The sequence below is a fragment of the Bizionia psychrotolerans genome (assembly GCF_001039595.1).
This window is the reverse complement of record NZ_JNGS01000013.1, coordinates 1-19717: the sequence shown is the minus strand read 5'-3', so window position 1 is coordinate 19717 and position 19717 is coordinate 1. Positions and strand designations below refer to the sequence as shown.

Genomic DNA, 19717 nt, shown 5'->3' with positions numbered 1-19717 from the left:
AAAAATTATTTTAGTTTCTTTTTAACTTCTACCTCATGGTAAGCTTCAATTATATCGCCTTCTTTAAGATCGTTGTAGTTTTTAATTTGCATACCACAATCGTAACCTTTAGCAACTTCTTTAGCATCATCTTTAAATCGTTTTAATGATGACAATTCACCTGTGTAAACTACCACACCATCACGAATTAAACGAATATTAGAATTTCTAAAGATTTTACCAGTTAAGACCATACAACCAGCAATACTTCCAATTTTAGAAACTTTAAAGATTTCTCTAATTTCTGCGGTACCAGTAATTTCTTCTTTAAGCTCTGGAGATAACATACCTTCCATAGCATCTTTAAGATCATTAATGGCATCATAAATAATGGAGTACATACGGATATCAATTTCTTCCTTGTCTGCAATGCTTCTCGCATTACCCATAGGTCGCACATTAAATCCAATAATAACTGCATCAGAAGCCGAAGCTAATAACACATCACTTTCCGTGATTGGACCAACACCTTTATGTATAATATTTACTTGAATCTCTTCCGTTGAAAGTTTCTGGAACGAATCTGTTAAGGCTTCCACTGAACCATCCACATCACCTTTAAGTATAATGTTTAATTCTTGGAAATCACCCAATGCAATACGACGACCAATTTCATCTAATGTAATATGACGTTGTGTTCTAACGGATTGCTCACGCTGTAATTGTGTACGCTTGGTAGCAATTTGTTTGGCTTCACGTTCATCTTCAAATACATTGAATTTATCACCTGCTTGAGGTGCACCATCCAAACCTAATATAGAAACTGGTGTTGATGGACCTGCCAATTTAACCTCATTTCCACGTTCGTCTTGCATGGCTTTTATCTTACCACTGTTTTTACCAGCCAATACATAATCACCAATTTTCAAGGTTCCCGCTTGTACCAAGATGGTAGATACATAACCACGACCTTTGTCAAGGAAAGCCTCGACTACAGTTCCAGAAGCACGTTTATTCGGATTTGCTTTCAGCTCTAATAATTCCGCTTCTAGCAATACTTTTTCTAATAATTCTTTAACACCAAGTCCTGTTTTAGCTGAAATATCATGGGACTGGATTTTTCCACCCCAATCTTCAACTAGCAAGTTCATTTGCGCTAAACCTTCTTTTACTTTTTCAGGATTCGCTCCTGGCTTATCAATCTTGTTGATAGCAAATACAATTGGCACATTGGCTGCTTGCGCATGCGCAATGGCTTCTTTAGTTTGAGGCATGATAGCATCATCCGCAGCAATTACAATAATAGCAATATCCGTTACTTGAGCTCCACGAGCACGCATAGCTGTAAAAGCTTCGTGACCTGGTGTATCCAAAAATGCAATTTTCTGACCACCTTCTAATTGAACTCCATAAGCACCAATATGCTGTGTAATACCACCTGATTCTCCAGCAATAACATTTTCCTGACGAATATTATCTAATAAGGATGTTTTACCGTGATCTACGTGACCCATAACGGTAACAATAGGCGCACGTTCTAATAAATCTTCAGGTTTATCTTCAATTATTTCAATAGAATCTTCGATATCAGATGTTACGAATTCTACTTCATAACCAAACTCATCAGCAACTATAGATAGAGTTTCTGCATCCAAACGCTGATTCATAGTAACCATCATTCCTAGCGACATACATGCCGAAATAATTTGAGTTACTGAAACATCCATCATAGTTGCAACTTCGCTTGCAGTAACAAACTCCGTTACTTTTAATATTTTACTATCTGCTGCTTCTGCCTGTGCGTCTTTTTCGGTTTGCTCACGGTGCTGATCTCGTTTATCACGACGATATTTAGCACCTTTTCCTTTACTAGATTTACCTTGAAGTTTCTCTAATGTTTCACGTACTTGTTTCTGTACTTCTTCCTCACTAGGTTCTTCTTTAACAACATTACGACGTCCTTTTCCAGCGGCTGGTTTTCCTTTAAATCGGTCATTTCCTCCTCTGGCTGGCGCAGTCCCTGTAGATCCTGGCGCACCTGCTTTACTGATACGACGACGTTTCTTTTTAGGGTCTGATGCTGTTTTATTATCCGTTTTTTTCTTCGGCTTTTTAAATTGCGATAAATCAATTTTTTCACCTGCAATTTTTGGCCCAGAAAGTTTTTGATATTGTGTTTTTAAACGCTCATCAACATCGGCATCTGGATTAACAGCTTCTTCTGATTTCGGCGTTTCTGCTTTTGGCGTTTCAGCTTTAGCATCTTCTTTTTTAGGAGCTTCCGGTTTTGACGTTTCCGCTTTAGGTTTTTCAGCTTCTGATTTTTCAGCAGATTTTGAAGATGGCGTGTCTTCTTTTTTTTACTTGAACTTCAGGTTTCTTCGCTTCTACCTCTTTAGGTTTCTCTTCAACTTTAGGTGCAACTTCAGCTTTTACTTCTGGTTTGGCAACTGGTGCTTCCTCCTTCGGTTTCTCGGCTTTTTTCTTGTCGGCATCCAAGTCAATTTTACCTACTTGTTTCGGGCCTGAAAGCGTCGATTTGGCTTTAACCACTTCTGCAGCTTTAGCTTCACGTTCTGCTTTCTCTTTTTCCTTAACCTCAATTTCCTGCTCACGCTGAACACGTAATGCCTCTTTTTCCTTTTGCTTGGCTTCACTAACTTCTTGAGATGCCATTTTTTTATTAGCATCTGTTTGAAATTCACCGGAAAGCACATCAAAAGTTTCCTGAGAAATTTTTGTTGTTGGACGCTTCTCTATATCGATGCCTTTAGAATCTAAAAATTCTACAGCTCGATCTAAAGAAATATTCAGCTCGCGTAATACTTTATTTAATCTAATTGTTTCAGCCATAAATCGCCTTTAATATAACCTAATATATGTTAATCTTCGAATTCTTCTTTCAGAATTCTAATTATTTCAATAATTGTTTCTTCTTCTAAGTCGGTACGCTTCACTAAATCTTGAACATCTTGTTCCAAGATACTTTTAGCGGTATCTAAACCAACTTTACTAAATTCTTTTATAATCCAAGGTTCAATTTCGTCTGTGAATTCTGATAATTCAACATCTTCTTCTGCGCCTTCTCTAAATACATCAATTTCATAGCCAGTTAATTGACCAGCTAAACGAATGTTATGACCTCCACGACCAATTGCTTTACTAACCTCTTCTGGTTTTAATATAGCTTCGGCACGTTTGTTTTCTTCATCAATTTTGATGGACGTAACTCGTGCTGGACTTAATGCTCTTGTAATGTACAAAGGTAAGTTACTCGTGTAATTAATAACATCAATATTTTCGTTTCCTAATTCGCGAACAATTCCGTGAATTCTTGAACCTTTCATACCAACACAAGCGCCTACAGGATCTATTCTGTCATCATAAGAATCTACCGCTACTTTTGCTTTTTCACCTGGAATACGAACCACGTTTTTAACAGTAATTAAACCATCAAATACTTCTGGTATTTCCTGCTCAAACAATTTCTCCAAAAATACAGGAGTTGTTCTAGACATGATAATGGCTGGTTTATTTCCTTTAAGATCTACACTTTCAATAATACCACGAACGTTATCGCCTTTTCTAAAGAAATCTGAAGGAATTTGTTTTTCTTTTGGAAGAATAATTTCATTTCCATCATCATCCAGTAAAATAACAGCTCTGTGACGAATATGATGTACTTCAGCCGTATAAATTTCACCCACTAAATCTTTAAATTGCTTATAGATATTTGTGTTATCGTGTTCGTGAATTTTAGAAATTAAATTTTGTCTTAATGCTAAAATAGAACGACGACCTAAATCGATTAGCTTTACTTCTTCAGAAACATCTTCACCAACTTCAAAATCTGGCTCAATTTTTCGAGCTTCTGATAATGAAATTTCTTGATTAGGCTCTTCTACTTCACCATCTGCAACTACTATACGATTTCTCCATATTTCTAAATCGCCTTTATCTGGGTTAATAATAATGTCAAAATTATCATCATCACCAAATTTCTTTTTAAGGGCATTTCTAAAAACGTCTTCTAAAATCGCCATTAACGTTACACGATCAATTAATTTATCGTCTTTAAACTCCGAAAACGAGTCAATTAACGCAAGATTCTCCATATCTCTCTTTGAATTAAAATTTTATCATAACTTTTGCTTCTACAATATCTTGATAGGCAATTTCTGCCTTTTTTTCTACTGTCACTTTTCCTTTACCTACAGGTTTTGGCTCTCTAGCCTTCCACTCTAAAGTAATGTGCGTATCGGTTGCGTTTGTTAGCTGTCCCGTTACGTGATCTTCTTTTGTTCGTAAATCTAATTCTCTACCAACATTTTTCTTGTACTGTCTAGCATGAACTAAAGGTGCTGTTGCACCACCTGATGCAACTTCCAAAGAGAAATCATGTTCTTCCCTGTCAATATTATGCTCAATGGCACGACTGATAAATACGCAATCATCAACAGTTACACCTTGGTCTCCATCTATTATTACTGATATAGCATTATCTGCTCCCATGGTAAAATCGATTAGAAATAAATCTTCTCGCTCTTCAAGGGCATCATTCAAAAGGTTTTCTACAGTTTTTCTTAACATATTCGGTACAAAAAATTGGTATAAAAAGAGGGGACTTCAGGTCCCCTCATTTATTCTTTTTCTTACAACGCTGCAAATATACAATAATTTAATTGAATTCCATAATGAATGAAATATCAATTTTTATTCTTAAATTTAGGAATTGAAACCAACTACATAAAAAACCATTCAATGAAAAAAATTCTCGTTCCAACTGATTTTTCAAAAGAAGCAGAACAAGCTTTAAAAGTAGCTGCACAATTAGCAAAAGCACATGGTAGTGAAATATATTTACTGCACATGCTGGAGCTTCCTCTAGACCAAGTGGATGCCTTAAGCCAATATAGTGAGTTACCGGAAGCTATGTTTTTCATGAAATTAGCGCATCAAAAGTTTGAAACCACTATGGCTCAAGATTATTTAAAAGGTATAACGGTTCATGAAACGGTAGACTTCAATCAAACGTTTACAGGTATCACCAATACCTGCAAAGAGCATGCTATAGATTTGATTATTATGGGATCGCATGGTGCCAATGGGTTTAAAGAAATGTTTATTGGTTCCAATGCTGAAAAAGTGGTAAGAACAGCTGAAGTACCAGTTTTAGTTATTAAAAATGAACATACTAATTTTGAAATAAATAATTTTGTTTTCGCTTCTGATTTCAAAAATGATAATAAAGAAACCTATCGTCAAGCTATAAAGCTCGCAAAGGCATTAAGTGCAAAAATTCATTTACTTTTTGTAAATACAGCAAATAATTTTGTGACGACTGATGTTGCAAAAGGCCGAATTCTAGAATTTATAGCCGGTAATGATTTTGAGAATTATACCATTTCAATTTATAATGATGAAAGTGTTGAAAAAGGCATCTTGAATTTTTCACATGTTGTAGGTGCGGACTTAATTGGCATTAGCACACATGGCAGACAAGGAATTGCACATTTCTTTAATGGCAGTATTAGTGAAGATTTGGTAAATCATGCAAAAAGACCAGTAGTTACTTTTAAGATTTAAATATCACATTAATCATCAAAAACATAAAAGCCTCCAAGATTTGGAGGCTTTTATGTTTTATTTTTTTAAACAGAACAAAAACATAAATTACTTCAACTATCATGAAACCTTACCTTACAAACAAATGTGCTAAAATCAAAAAATCCTAATCAAATAAATGATTAGGATTCTCTTTAACTAGTTGGCCCACTAGGTCTCGAACCTAGACTCTTTGGTACCAAAAACCAACGTGTTACCAGTTACACCATAGGCCAATCTCGTAATGAGGATGCAAATTTAAAACAATTATTTATTTGCGCAAGCATTTTTTGAATAAAATAATATCTAAAAACTTAACGTTTCCTTAAAAGCATGTCGGATTTGATAATTATTGTTAAATTCGCCTTATCTAAAAAACTGCAGTTACATGACACATATTAGCTTTAAAAAGTGGAATACTATATTAGGATGGTTCGCTTTTTTAGTCGCATTCATCACTTTCGGATTAACAGTTGAACCCACTGTAAGTTTTTGGGATGCAGGCGAATACATATTAACATCAGCTAAATTGCAAGTTGGTCATCCTCCTGGAGCGCCTTTATTTCAAATGTTTGGTGCCTTCTTTTCTATGTTTGCTTTAGAGCCTTCGCAAGTTGGATTTATGTTGAACATGATGAGTGCTGTAGCCAGTGCTTTTACCATTCTTTTCATGTTTTTTACCATTACACTTTTATTAATAAAATTAATTGGCGAACCAGAAACACTTAATAATAACCAAAAAATTGCCATTTTAGGAAGTGCTTTAGTAGGAAGTTTAGCTTTTACGTTTACCGATTCATTTTGGTTTAATGCCGTTGAAACAGAAGTGTACGCCATGGCTACACTCATTATGTCTGTTTTATTCTGGTTGGGTTTACGCTGGGAACGAGACATGGATAATCCACGTGGAAATCGTTGGCTTATTCTAATTGCATTTATTATTGGATTATCATTTGGTGTCCACTTTATGGGATTACTGACTATTCCTGCCATTGGATTAATTTACTATTTCAAAAACTATAAAACGGTTACAATCAAAAACTTCATTATTGCTAATGTCGTTTCTGTAGCTATTCTGCTTTTTATTTTTAAATTATTAGCACCTAATATTCTGCGTATTTTTAGTGCGACAGAAATTTTCTTCGTCAACTCCATTGGATTACCTTTTAATTCAGGAACCATTTTCGCCGGAATTGCATTAGTTGCAATAATTTATTTCGGATTAAAATATACATGGGACAAAAACTATAAACACCTCAACACAGGTCTACTTTGTGTGACGTTTGTTATTATTGGGTTTTCATCTTGGCTTATGCTGCCTATTCGCGCTAATGCTGATGTGGTTATTAACGAAAATGATCCAAGTGATGCACGTGAACTTTTAGCATATTATAATTTAGAGCAATATCCCGAAACGCATTTATTTTATGGACCACAATTCACGGATCAGTATTCGGGTTTAGATGAAAACGAACCGTACATTGATGACAAACCAAACTACGAAAAAGACCTAAAAACAGGCAAATATGTAATTATAAACGATTGGGAAAAAGCACGTCAGAACTACAATTCTGAACATGCCTCCATTTTACCGCGTATGTGGAGTGGCGAAAATGCTGAAAATTATATGATTTTTTCTGGCTATTTAGATTTTAACCTAAAGCCTGAATACCAAATGGAAAACGAGCTACGCGCTGCCGTTAACAATTTTAAAAACAAAGTTGCAAGCGGCATGGTAGACTATGAAGATTACCATAAATTTCTGAAGCAAAACGGCCAAATAATTGATGTTGAAAAACCGTCTTTAGGTAGCAATGTTGCTTATATGTTGGAATACCAGCTAGGCTATATGTACTGGCGTTATTTTATGTGGAATTTTGTGGGACGACAAAATGATGTACAAGGAAAATTGGATGATTTCAACGGGAATTGGCTAAGTGGGATTGGTTTTATTGACGATTGGCATTTAGGCATGCCACAAACCGATTTACCAAGCGATGTTAAAGAAAACAAAGCCCGAAACACCTATTTCTTCCTTCCATTTATACTTGGATTAATTGGTTTGTTTTTCCTTTTTAATAAAGACAAAAAGTTATTTTGGGTGATGCTAGTTTTCTTCTTGTTTACTGGTTTAGCCATTCAAGTGTACACCAATGTTAGACCGTTTGAACCACGTGAACGAGATTATTCTGTAGTCGGATCATTTTATGTATTTGCTATTTGGATCGGTTTTGGCGTTTATGCTTTAGTAGAAATGTTGAGAACAAAAATCAAGTCTAATTTGTTGGCTCCAGCCGTTACGGTTCTATGTTTGGTTTTAGTGCCAGGTATTTTGGCTGCGAATAATTGGGATGATCATGACCGATCAGATAAATATACAGCTCGTGCTATGGCGAAAATGTATCTGGATTCCTGTGCAGAAAATGGGATTCTTTTCTCCATTGGTGATAATGATACCTTCGCATTATGGTATGCGCAAGAAATTGAAGGGTATAGAACCGATGTTCGGGTGGTAAATACCAGTTTGTTCCAAACGGATTGGTATATAGACCAAATGAAACGTAAAGCCTATGAAAGTGATCCAGTTCCTTCCAATTTAACGCATGAACAATACCGTTCTGGTACACGCGACTACGTGATGAAGAAATTAACTTACAGAGATACTAAAGGACGAGAAGTACCAGTCTTAAACAAAGATACCTTGTTACTTAAGGATTTTATGGATTTTATAAGCAGTGACAATCCGAAAACCAAGTTTAAATATATTATGGAATTGCAAGGTGAAGATCCAAGTTATTATCCTTTGCAATTACAGAAATCGAACTACTTCCCTGTTGAAAACGTTCGCGTTCCTGTAAATAAAGAAAATGCGCTAAAATATGGTATTGTTAAGGAAAAGGATGCTGATAAAATAGTTGACTTTTTAGATATTAAAATTACTGATGGTGCTATCTACAAAAATCGATTGCTCATGTTAGATATTGTAAACGCCAACGATTGGAAGCGCCCTATCTACTTTACAGGAGGCGCTTTTGGTAATGACGATTATATTTGGATGAAAGATTACCTGCAACTAGATGGTATGACCTATAAATTAGTTCCAATAAATACACCTGTTAACAGAGCCAATCCGTTTGATATGGGCCGTGTGGATAGTGATTTAATGTATAATAAAGTCAAGAATTGGGATTGGGGAAATAGTGGAAGTGTTGATATTTATCATGATATAGAAACACGCCGAAACTCCATAACCTACCGTGGCAATTTAGCACGTTTAGTGGAACAATTAATTAATGAAGAGCAACCTGAAAAGGCAGAAGAAATAGCTGATATTGGCATGGACAACATGCCAGTAGATCAATTCGGTTACTATACATTATTAGAACCGTACATCAGCGCATATTACGAGGTAGAATCTCAAGAAAAAGCACGAAAACTCTTTATGGATGTTGCTGAAAAGTACCAAGAAAACTTGACCTATTATAGCAAACTGGATGAGGAACAACAACGCTTTGTTTTCGAGCAAATCTATACAGACATTGAGCGTTATAAGAGTATTGTTGATGTTGTGATAACTTACGATAAAGAATTTGCGGAAACAGAAACCAAAACGTTTTCAAACTTCTTAAATCTATTTAGTCATTTTTACGGTGGTGATGACGCACCAGATGTTGAACCTGAAATAGAAGAAAGACCAGAACCAGTTGATGTTGATATGCTTCCTGTAGACACTTTAAGCATTAAGTCTGAAGAATAAGAATCATGGGCATTGCTCCAGTTAAAATACCGAAGATTATAAAGAAATTACTCCCAGACTATGTTTGGGAGTTTTCTACTTCTGAGAAGGTTTTATATCTCACCTTTGATGATGGTCCAACACCAGAAATTACACAATGGACATTAGATACCTTAAAGCAATTTGAGGCGAAAGCTACCTTCTTTTGTATTGGTAACAACATCCAAAAACATCCTGAGATTTTTCAGAATATTTTAAATGAAGGACATCGCGTTGGCAATCATTCTCAAACCCATTTAAAAGGTTGGCGCACATCTGTAGATAATTATATTTCCGACATTGAAAAAGCCCAATTACATATTGATTCGGAACTCCAAAAATCAACATTAGAAAATCAGGCGTTAAACAAAGCACTTTTATTCAGACCACCATATGGACAAATAAAACCGAATCAAGGAAAAGCTTTAAAAGAGTTGGGTTATACGGTTGTTGCTTGGAGTATTTTATCATTTGACTGGGAAACTGAAACAAGTCCAGAAACATGTTTTGCGAATGTTAAAAGTAAAGCTACGCCAGGAAATATCATTGTATTTCATGATAGTGTAAAGGCATCAAAAAACTTGATGTACACCTTACCTAAAGTATTAACATACTTTTCTGAAAAAGATTTTCGTTTCGAAATCCTTCCTATTTAAATAAATTTTAGACGTATTCTTGAATAATACCAATAAGGGTATTGGCATCTTGTTCACCACTATGTCGCCATTTCATTTCGCCATTTTTGTAGATAATTAATGTTGGTAAGCCTTTAACCCGAAGTGCTTCGGCTAATTCTTTGTTTTTATCCACATCAATTTTTATGACTTTGGCTTTATCGCCAAGTGCGGCAGCAACATCACGCAAAACCGCATGCATGGCTGTTGACTGGTCGTTCCATTCCGTAAAAAAGTCTAATAAGACTGGAATGTTAACATCTATAAGTTCCCCAAATTTTGACATACAATTTATGATTAGGTCAAACGTGCTATTACAAACCTACGTAATTTTTTTTATATTTTGACTCACAGTAAGTTAAGTCAAGTGTTTTCATTGTGAAAATCAGACACTCTTTGTTCCTTTTTTAAGCTCAATAACGGTCACTTCCGGCCAAATGCCTACTCGACCCGGAAATGCATGATAACCAAAACCGCGATTTACATTAATATAACGTCCAAATTCCTCATACAATCCGGCCCATTGTTTGTAAACATATTGTGATGGACTCCATTTAAACCAACCTGGAATTTCAATACCCATTTGCAACCCGTGTGTATGACCACTTAAGGTTAAGTGATAATGAAAATCGTCTGCTTTCACTTTATATTCCCAGTGAGATGGATCATGGCTCATTAAAATTTTAAATTCATCTTTACCAACTTGTGATGACGCTTTCTGCAAATCTCCCGCTTGATTAAATCCTTTACCCCAGTTTTCGACACCAATTAAAGCTAATCTTTGACCATCTTTTTCAATATATCGATGTTCGTCCAACAACAAATCAAAACCAATTTTTGGATGCACATCTTTTACCGCTTGGAAATTTTTTATTTTATCTTCCGGCGAATCCCATTGCACATAATCACCATAATCATGATTTCCTAAAACAGAATATTTACCATAAGGTGCCTGCAAGGTTTTAAACATTTCAACCCAAGCATCCATTTCGTCTGCCTTATTATTGACCAAATCGCCAGTAAAAAGCATTAAATCCGATTCCTGTTGATTAATTAAATCCACACCATATTGAATCTTTTCCTTATTCGTGAAACTTCCGGAATGAATATCTGAAATTTGTGTGATTTTAAAGCCATCAAAAGCATAAGGTAAATCATCAAATGTCAATTGATATTTTAAAACTTTATAATTGTACCTCCCTTGAAAAATACCGTAAATAAAAGCCGCAAATGGAATGGCAGCCAAGCCCAACGCAATTTTTGATATAAAAATACGACGACTTTCAAAAGCAGCTGTTTCACCTGGTGACACCCAAGAATACCCTTTTCTAAAAACCCGAAACACATCTTCGCCAAACATGATAATAACCAAAAGTAACTTCGGAATTAAAAATGTCAACATAAATCCAGCAGCTAATTGAAACGTGTTTGTTTGTCCAGCGCTTCTAGGCGTTACATATAAAACATATAGAAAATAAGCATATACAGATATGGAAGATAGAATCCAAATCCAACGAATAATCCTATTTTTCGTGATTGTTTTTAGTGCCTGAAATGCATAGAATTCTAAAAGACAAATAACAACCGAGAATATAATAAAAGTGATAATCCAACGTGACATATATTTCTTTTTTCAAGCGTTTGCAAAGATACTGCTAATAATTTCAGACTGATTTTAAGGTCCTGTTAAAGTTTAAAAATCATTTAAACTTATGATTCTCAAATTGTTTAAGTTTTTAGAATCTGTTTTAAAATGTATTTTTTTGGTATTATTAGGAAGCAAATCGAAGTAATTGTCGGAAAAATGTCCTGTTTCATTACAAAATAAAAATACATCTTTTTGAAGCGTTTTTGAGGAAACTGTTATTGTGAAACCAACTTCCGTTTTAGTTATGGATTTTTGAATGTCTTTGGAAGGCAATTCTAAATCTTTGGGTTTAGCTAAATAGAATACGGATTCGGCTTCCTGAAATTTTGATACAATAACGACCTGATTTTTATTTAATGATAATTTAGATAAATCTATAATTTGTTTTATGGCACTTGAATTCGGTTTAACAGTAATTTTTTGTGAATCTTCCCAAATCACATCACCCGAAAAATTCATGATGTTCGTTAAAAGCGATCCAGAATATTCTTTAAACGTATCATTAATAAGATAAATCTTTACAGAATCATTTTCAACTTCAGAAGTAATAAGGACGTCCTCAAAACTCCATTTCGCTTTATAATGTAGGGCTTTCCAATTTCCAAAGAAATCGATACTGGACCAAGAAACCGCAGGCCAACAATCATTTAATTGCCAAAATAAGGTTCCCATATTATAAGGTTTAGCTCTTCGTTGGGCTTCAATACCTTTAGTAATGCCATAGGCTTGCAGCAGCTGACTCATATACACATAGTCTTTTGGGTTATTGGGAACTGGAAAATCACGTGCCATGTATTCATCAATCAATTCAAAACCTCTAGAATGTTTTTGATGATTTTTAATCCCGATAGTTATCGGGACTTTCGAAGAGGTATCCAAAGAATCACTTTGGTTGATATAGTTAATCACTTCATAACTCGGAAAACTTTGAAAACCAAACTCACTCATAAAACGTGGAACTTGTTCTTCAAAATGTTCAAACGGATAACCATCATGCCAAACCCACCAGTCATGTGCATCACCTTCAAACTCGAATTGCGGATTACCACGACCGAATTTAGGGGACGTTTCCCAATAATCCGTATCGGTTAATTGTGCAACGGTTTTTGGCAACATAGAATCGAAAACTTTCAAGTAATTATTCCATATTTCAGTTTTTTCAGCTTCAGATCTTCCATCTTTCCAACCCCAACGATGCCAACCTTCAGAGTTTTCATTATTCCCACACCACAAAGCTATGGATGCATGATTTCGTAAGCGCTTCACATTATCAATGGCTTCTTGTTGGACGTTTTCTAAAAAGGCAGAATCGCCAGGATACATAGCACACGCGAACATAAAATCTTGCCAAACAAGGATGCCTTTTTCATCACATAACTCGTAAAAAATATCGTTTTCATAAATACCGCCTCCCCAAACGCGCAGCATATTCATATTGGCTTTTACCACATCATCCAACAATTTGATGTAATCTACATCAGTCACCTGATTTTGCATACCATTTTGAGGAATGTAATTAGCGCCTTTTGCATAAACCGGCTTGCCATTAACTTTAAAATAAAAGGATTCACCCAGACTATCTTTTTCGGTTATTACGTTAATGGTTCTCAAACCCTTTTTTACAGAAATAGAATCTAAAACAGCGTCCTCTTTTTTAATAACTACTGTTATATCGTATAAATATGGTTCGCCTAAATTGTGTGGCCACCAACGTCTCGGATTTTTAATATCAAACTGAATGGTTGATTTATTTTGACCAGAATAAACCGAATTTAATTCATCATTCACAAAAACATGATACTTTAAATCAGACTTTTCTTCACCATAAACTTCTAAATCCACCTGTAATTTCGCAATTGAATCTTCTAAATTCAACTGTTTGATATACATATCTTGAATTTTAATCGTGTTCCAAGCCAACAACTTAATTGGCCGCCAAATTCCAGATGTATTTAGTTTTGGTCCCCAATCCCAACCATATTGAAATTGGGGTTTTCTGGTAAAAATCCGATTGTCTTCTGGAAGTGAATAGTTTAATTTCTGTTTGGCTTCTTCTGCATACTTACTGGTGTTTTCAAGAAGAATTTTCAACTTGTTCTTGGAATTTAAATATGGTTTCACATCCACTGAAAATTCACGAAAGGCATTATTTGTTTTTAAAATTAAAGAATCATTCAAATAAACAGTCGCATAAGTATCCAAACCTTCAAAATTGAGCTCCATATTATTTTTTTGAAGCGTTTCTTCTGAAACATGAAACGTGGTTTGATATTCCCAATCGGTTTTAGAAACCCATTGAACCTCTTGCTCATTATTTCCAATAAAAGGATTTTGAATTTGGGCATTTTCTAATAAATCCGAATATACATTTCCGGGAATTTGAGCTGGCAACCAACCGGATGATTCAGTCGCTTTAAACTCCCAATTATCATGAAGCAAAAACGTTTCTGGCAGGTCATGTTTGGTTTGACATGCAAAGCACAACATCAAAATAAATAGTAGACTATACTTCATCTTGAATAGTTTTTAATATCGATTTAATCGTCTCTTCACAAGAAACCGTTTGTTGGGTATTTCCAAAATAGGCATGATTATTTTCTGTTGAAATAACTTTGGAAGCCGACGCATGAATTTCTTGCAATCCTGCCGATTTAAATTTGGATGCATTTTCCGGTTTAATGCCTGAACCAGCTAAAATAGTTAATCTATCTGCTGCTTTTTCGTTTAATTTAATTAACATATCCAGGCCTTCTTCTGCTGAAGATTCCAAGCCAGAAGTCAGAATTCTTTCAACTCCTAAATCGATTAATTGCTCCAAGGCCTCCAGCGGATTTGGCACACAATCAAACGCACGATGAAAGGTAAACGATAGCGGTTTTGATATTTCAATTAATTCATTTATTCTTTGTAAATCGATGGTATTATCAGAATTTAAAACACCTGAAACAATACCTTTTACACCTAAAATTTTACAAATTTCTATGTCTTGTTTTATAATCTCAAATTCAGCATCTGAATACGTAAAATTGCCACTTCTTGGTCGGATTAAAACAAAAACCGGAATAGATAATGCTTCGACGACTTCCTTTATTAGTCCATAACTAGGGGTAATACCTCCAACCGCTAATTCACTGCAAAGTTCAATTCTTTGCGCACCCGCTTTTTCGGCATTAATGGCGGATCGGTGCGAGTTGGAACAGATTTCTAGTAGCATCATTATTTCACAATAATTTCATCAATAAACGTCCAAGCTGGATTCCCAGAACCTTGTTTTCCTTCAGGAATCAAACCGTAATTTGGAATACGAAGTGTTACATAACGTGTTTTGATTTTTTGTTCAAAATCGACATGCACTAATAGTTCATCTGAAATTGGAATATCTATTTTTGAAATCACATTATCATCAAAAATAAGCTCGATATTTTCGGGCGCATAAATCCACTGCCCATTCCCATTATGAAAACGGGTGGAAATGGAATTGATGTCTGTTTCAACACCTAAATCAATAATAATTTCTACTGCTTCACCCCAAAATCCTAGCCACTCCTTATCACCATAACGTGAATCGCTTCCTGAAATACCATTAATAAGCCCAAGGGATCCACTGCCAGAATAGGCATGATGTGGCTGAACGTTTATTGAAATTTTAGCACCAACCGCTTTATGATAGTTCAAGGTTTCGGAATAGATGTCTCCTAAACGTTTTCCATTACTAAATAAGGCTGCTTTTATAGTAAAACTTTTGGAAATGGGTAATGGGTTTTCATATCTTAACGAAGACGAATCGGGTTCTTTACCATCTAAAGTATATCTTATTGTTTTTCCTTTAGTTAAGGTATTCAATTGAAATGTATTACCTTTATCTAATTCAACTTTAACGTCGCCTTCAACCTCATATAAATGATTCGCATAATTGATATTTAGAATTTCTAACCGTTTGTGAAAAACCTCTAGTCTATCTATAAAATCATCATAATTTTTATTTTCAGGTTTGGACCAAACCACTTCACTTAAAGCCAAAATACGTGGAAAAACCATATACTCAACTTGTTTGGAATCCTGAATATATTCCGTCCATAAATTTCCTTGAACCCCTAAAATATAGTGTGATTCCTCTTCATTTAAACCCATAGGGATTGGGTTAAAACCATATACTTTTTCCAAAGGTAAAAATCCACCAATTGCAATAGGCTCATCAGGGTTTGTAGACTGATAATAATCAAAATACGCGTGCGAAGTTGGTGTCATGATAACATCCTGTTTTGCTTTTGCTGCTTCAACTGCTCCTTCTATCCCACGCCAAGACATAACGGTAGCATTTGGTGCTAAACCACCTTCCAATATTTCGTCCCAACCAATAATTTGCTTGCCTTTTGAGTTTACATATTTTTCAATCCGATGAATAAAATAACTCTGTAATTCATGTTCATCTTTTAGATTTTCATCCTGAATTCTTTTCTGACAAGCATCACACGTTTTCCAATGTGTTTTTGGTGCTTCATCACCTCCAATATGGATATATTTACTAGGAAATAAGGGCATAACCTCATCTAATACATTTTCTAGAAATATAAACGTGTTTTCTTCTCCTGCACAAAATATATCTTCAAAAACACCCCATTTTTCTGCTACTTTTACAGAATCTTTAGTACAACCTAACTCGGGATAAGCAGCAATAGCAGCTTGTGCATGACCTGGCATTTCTATTTCTGGGATAACCGTTATAAAACGATTTTTTGCATAGTCCACAACCTCTTTTATTTGTTCTTGGGTGTAATAACCACCATACTTTTTGCCATCAAACACTTGAGGATCTTCACTAAAATGCCCAATTAAAGTTTGATTCCTAAAAGCGGCTATTTCTTGAAGTTTTGGGTATTTTTTAATCTCAATTCGCCAACCTTGATCGTCCGTTAAATGCCAATGAAAGGTGTTCAATTTAAGCATGGCCAAAGCGTCAATGTATTTCTTAATAAAATCCACAGAAAACATGTGACGTGCTACATCTAAATGCATGCCTCGATATGGAAATTGCGGATTATCTGAAATAGTGATATTTTGAATGGCTATTGCCTCACCAGAAAACGATTTATTCTCGAGCTCAACTGGCATTAATTGTCGCAAACTCTGAACAGCATAAAAGGCACCTTGATCTGTTTTTGCTTTTATGATGATTTTTTCAGAAGAAATATCTAAAGTATAACCTTCTTTATTTGTAATAAATTCATCTTGAACAAATACAATATCATCACCTTCACCTAGTGTAATGTCAGATCCAGATGCGATATATTCCTGTAAGAAATTAGCAGCCACAGCAAAATTTTCATCAAAACTCAAACCTGTTTTCTTTGATATTGTAAAAGACCCTAAATGTAAGTTTTGACTTAAAGGAACTGGAATAATTTGCGCTGATAGTGGTTCATTGGAATCTTCGATACAGCCAAAAACTAGGATTGCAAAAACTAAATAAAACAGAGACGTTTTGATTGACATTTTAGTATATTAGGTGTTTAAATTTAGTAATCTATTTTTAATGAAACAGAATCTTTCCTTACTTTTTATATTATTTCTTTTATTCAATGCCTGCAAACCAGAGGACACCAACATCAATCCAGCTAAAAAAGACACAGAATTAACCAGTTACGTGAATCCATTTATTGGAACTGGTGGTCATGGTCACACCTATCCTGGAGCCACCATGCCATTTGGTATGATGCAACTGTCGCCTGATACCAGATTAGATGGTTGGGATGGCTGTTCAGGTTATCATTATTCGGATAGTTATATTTATGGGTTTTCTCATACACATTTAAGTGGAACTGGTGTTTCCGATTATGGTGATATTCTACTCATGCCAACCAGCGAAGTTATTTTTAATAATGGTGCTGATGGTAAAAAAGGCTATCGCGCACATTTTTCACATGACACCGAAACGGCCGAACCTGGTTTTTATAAAGTACATTTAGATTCCACAAATATTGACGTTGAACTCACCGTTTCCGAACGTAGCGGGATTCACAAATACACATTTCCAAAAAACAAAAAACAGATTGTAATTTTAGATTTAGAACATCGTGATGAAGTTTTAAACTCAAATGCTACTGTTTATTCCAGCACAGAAGTTGGTGGTTTTAGAAGTTCTAAAGCTTGGGCAACTAACCAAATTTTGCATTATAATATTCAGTTTTCACGACCTTTTATAAACATGACCTTTTTAAATGATACAGCCGAAGGTAAACAGGTGAAAGCAGCTTTTGAATTTGATGCAAATGACAATCAAACCCTTGAGGTAAAAATTGGGATTTCAGCAGTAGATGAAGCTGGAGCTAAACAAAATTTACAAGAAGAAATTGGCGAAAAAACCTTTGATCAAGTCAAAACCGAAGCTCAAAAAATTTGGGAAAAACAGCTCGAAAAAATTGTGATTGAAAGTGATAATGTGGATTACAAAACTAACTTTTACACGGCCATGTATCATACTATGATAGCGCCAAATCTGTATCAAGATGTGGATGGACGTTATCGTGGTATGGATTTAAAAGTTCACCGAACAACGGATTTTGATTATTATACGGTGTTTTCGCTTTGGGACACCTATCGTGCTGCACATCCACTCTACACGATTATTGAGCCAGATAGAACCAACGATTTCATCAATACCTTTTTAGCAAAATATGACGAAGGTGGCATTATGCCGATTTGGGATTTAAGCGGAAATTACACAGGCTGTATGATTGGCTATCACGCTGTTCCAGTTATTGCAGATGCCTATTTAAAAGGCATTAAAAATTACGATGTTGAAAAAGCTTTTACCGCTATGAAACATTCTGCCACTCGTGATAAATTAGGATTAAAAAGTTATAAAGAATTCGGGTATATTCCTGTTGAAGAAGAAAGTGAATCGGTTTCGAAAACCTTGGAATATGCTTATGACGATTGGACTATTGCACAAATGGCAAAGTCTCTAGGAAAGACCGAAGATTATAAAACTTATACAGAACGTGCTCAATATTATAAAAATGTGTTCGATCCAGAATCGCAATTTATGCGTGGTAGATTTCTTAATACCTGGTTTGCACCATTTGATCCGTACGAAGTGAATTTTAATTACACGGAAGCCAATGCGTGGCAATACAGTTTTTATGTACCTCAAGATGTTTCGGGTTTTATGAAATTGCTTGGCGGAAAAGATCAATTGGAAGCGCGTTTGGATGAATTGTTTGTTGCTGAATCTGAAACATCAGGTCGTCATCAAGTAGATATTACAGGATTAATAGGCCAATATGCACATGGCAACGAACCGAGTCACCATATGGCTTATTTGTATAATTTCGTTAACAAGCCTCATAAAACACAGGAGAAAATTCATCAGATTCTAACCGAGTTATACACCAATACACCTGATGGTATTTCAGGAAATGAAGATTGCGGACAAATGAGTGCTTGGTATATTTTCTCATCCATGGGATTTTATCCGGTTACGCCAGGCAGCAATCAATATATTATTGGAACGCCTTTATTTGAAAAAGCGACTATTAATTTAGAATCCCGAAAGGGTTCGGGAGAAAAGCAATTCACAATTATCGCGAATAATTTAAGTGATTCTAATATTTATGTTGAAAACGTAACGTTAAATGGTACCAAATTAAATAGAACCTACATGACGCATGATGAAATTATAACTGGTGGCACATTAGTTTTTACCATGACAGACAATCCAGCAATTTGGGGAAGTCGCGACGGTCAAGAACCAAAAACTAGTATTGATGAACAACTTATTGTGGCTTCACCTTTTATTGCAAAAGGCGATGTGGCTTTTAAAGAACAAACAGAAGTCGTTTTAGAAAATGTAGATCCAGAAGCTGCTATTTTTTACAAATTGGGTGAGACTGAATTTAAAAAATACGAAACACCTTTTATCATTTCTGAACCAGGTATATTGACCGTTTATTCAGAAAAAAATAATACAAAAAGCGCCAAAATAACAACCCAGTTTTATGAAATTGATCCAAATATCTCATTAACATTAGAATCGGA

Annotated in this window: 11 protein-coding genes, 1 tRNA gene and 1 pseudogene; 4 read left to right on the top strand and 9 right to left on the bottom strand. The window is 35.1% G+C overall.

Annotated elements, in window-relative coordinates; all coding sequences use genetic code 11:
- Positions 1-5: 5 nt before the first annotated feature.
- The 3 genes and pseudogenes from infB to rimP form a co-directional block, all read right to left on the bottom strand.
- A pseudogene (gene infB, locus GK51_RS01380) lies at positions 6-2832 on the bottom strand (translation initiation factor IF-2).
- A gap of 29 nt (positions 2833-2861) precedes the next feature.
- A complete protein-coding gene (gene nusA / locus GK51_RS01375) occupies positions 2862-4094 on the bottom strand; it encodes a transcription termination factor NusA (protein ID WP_048331234.1) in 1233 nt (410 codons plus the stop codon).
- Between the two features lie 13 nt (positions 4095-4107).
- Positions 4108-4569 (bottom strand): ribosome assembly cofactor RimP, encoded by a 462-nt coding sequence (gene rimP / locus GK51_RS01370; RefSeq protein ID WP_048331232.1) that lies wholly within the window; start codon positions 4567-4569, stop codon positions 4108-4110.
- Between the two features lie 171 nt (positions 4570-4740).
- On the opposite strand from rimP, the gene GK51_RS01365 reads away from it, so the two are divergent.
- Positions 4741-5565: a universal stress protein gene (locus tag GK51_RS01365; protein WP_048331239.1), complete on the top strand. Its 825-nt coding sequence runs from the start codon at positions 4741-4743 to the stop codon at positions 5563-5565.
- A gap of 181 nt (positions 5566-5746) precedes the next feature.
- On the opposite strand, the gene GK51_RS01360 is transcribed toward GK51_RS01365, so the two are convergent.
- Positions 5747-5819 (bottom strand) — tRNA-Gln (locus GK51_RS01360).
- Positions 5820-5971: 152 nt separating this feature from the next.
- Between GK51_RS01360 and GK51_RS01355 the strand changes: the two genes are divergently transcribed.
- Positions 5972-9340 (top strand): glycosyltransferase family 117 protein, encoded by a 3369-nt coding sequence (locus tag GK51_RS01355; protein ID WP_048331230.1) that lies wholly within the window; start codon positions 5972-5974, stop codon positions 9338-9340.
- Between the two features lie 5 nt (positions 9341-9345).
- On the top strand, positions 9346-10014 hold the full coding sequence (locus tag GK51_RS01350; RefSeq protein ID WP_048331228.1) for a polysaccharide deacetylase family protein: 669 nt from the start codon (positions 9346-9348) through the stop codon (positions 10012-10014).
- Positions 10015-10021: 7 nt separating this feature from the next.
- Here the strand turns inward: GK51_RS01350 and GK51_RS01345 are convergent, their stop codons facing one another.
- From GK51_RS01345 to GK51_RS01325, 5 genes are all read right to left on the bottom strand, one after another.
- Complete coding sequence (locus GK51_RS01345; protein WP_048331226.1) at positions 10022-10318, bottom strand: thioredoxin family protein; 297 nt, start codon at positions 10316-10318, stop codon at positions 10022-10024.
- Between the two features lie 99 nt (positions 10319-10417).
- Positions 10418-11653 (bottom strand): metallophosphoesterase, encoded by a 1236-nt coding sequence (locus tag GK51_RS01340; protein WP_048331224.1) that lies wholly within the window; start codon positions 11651-11653, stop codon positions 10418-10420.
- A gap of 72 nt (positions 11654-11725) precedes the next feature.
- Positions 11726-14194 (bottom strand): beta-mannosidase, encoded by a 2469-nt coding sequence (locus GK51_RS01335; RefSeq protein WP_048331222.1) that lies wholly within the window; start codon positions 14192-14194, stop codon positions 11726-11728.
- Complete coding sequence (locus GK51_RS01330) at positions 14184-14894, bottom strand: copper homeostasis protein CutC (protein WP_048331236.1); 711 nt, start codon at positions 14892-14894, stop codon at positions 14184-14186. Before GK51_RS01330 ends, GK51_RS01335 begins: the two co-directional genes overlap by 11 nt.
- Before the next feature lie 2 nt (positions 14895-14896).
- Entirely contained in the window at positions 14897-17173 is a 2277-nt protein-coding gene (locus tag GK51_RS01325) for a beta-N-acetylhexosaminidase (RefSeq protein ID WP_048331220.1), read from the bottom strand.
- Positions 17174-17213: 40 nt separating this feature from the next.
- Here GK51_RS01325 and GK51_RS01320 point away from each other — a divergent pair.
- A partial coding sequence (locus GK51_RS01320) for a GH92 family glycosyl hydrolase (protein ID WP_048331218.1) occupies positions 17214-19717 on the top strand: 2504 nt, incomplete at its 3' end.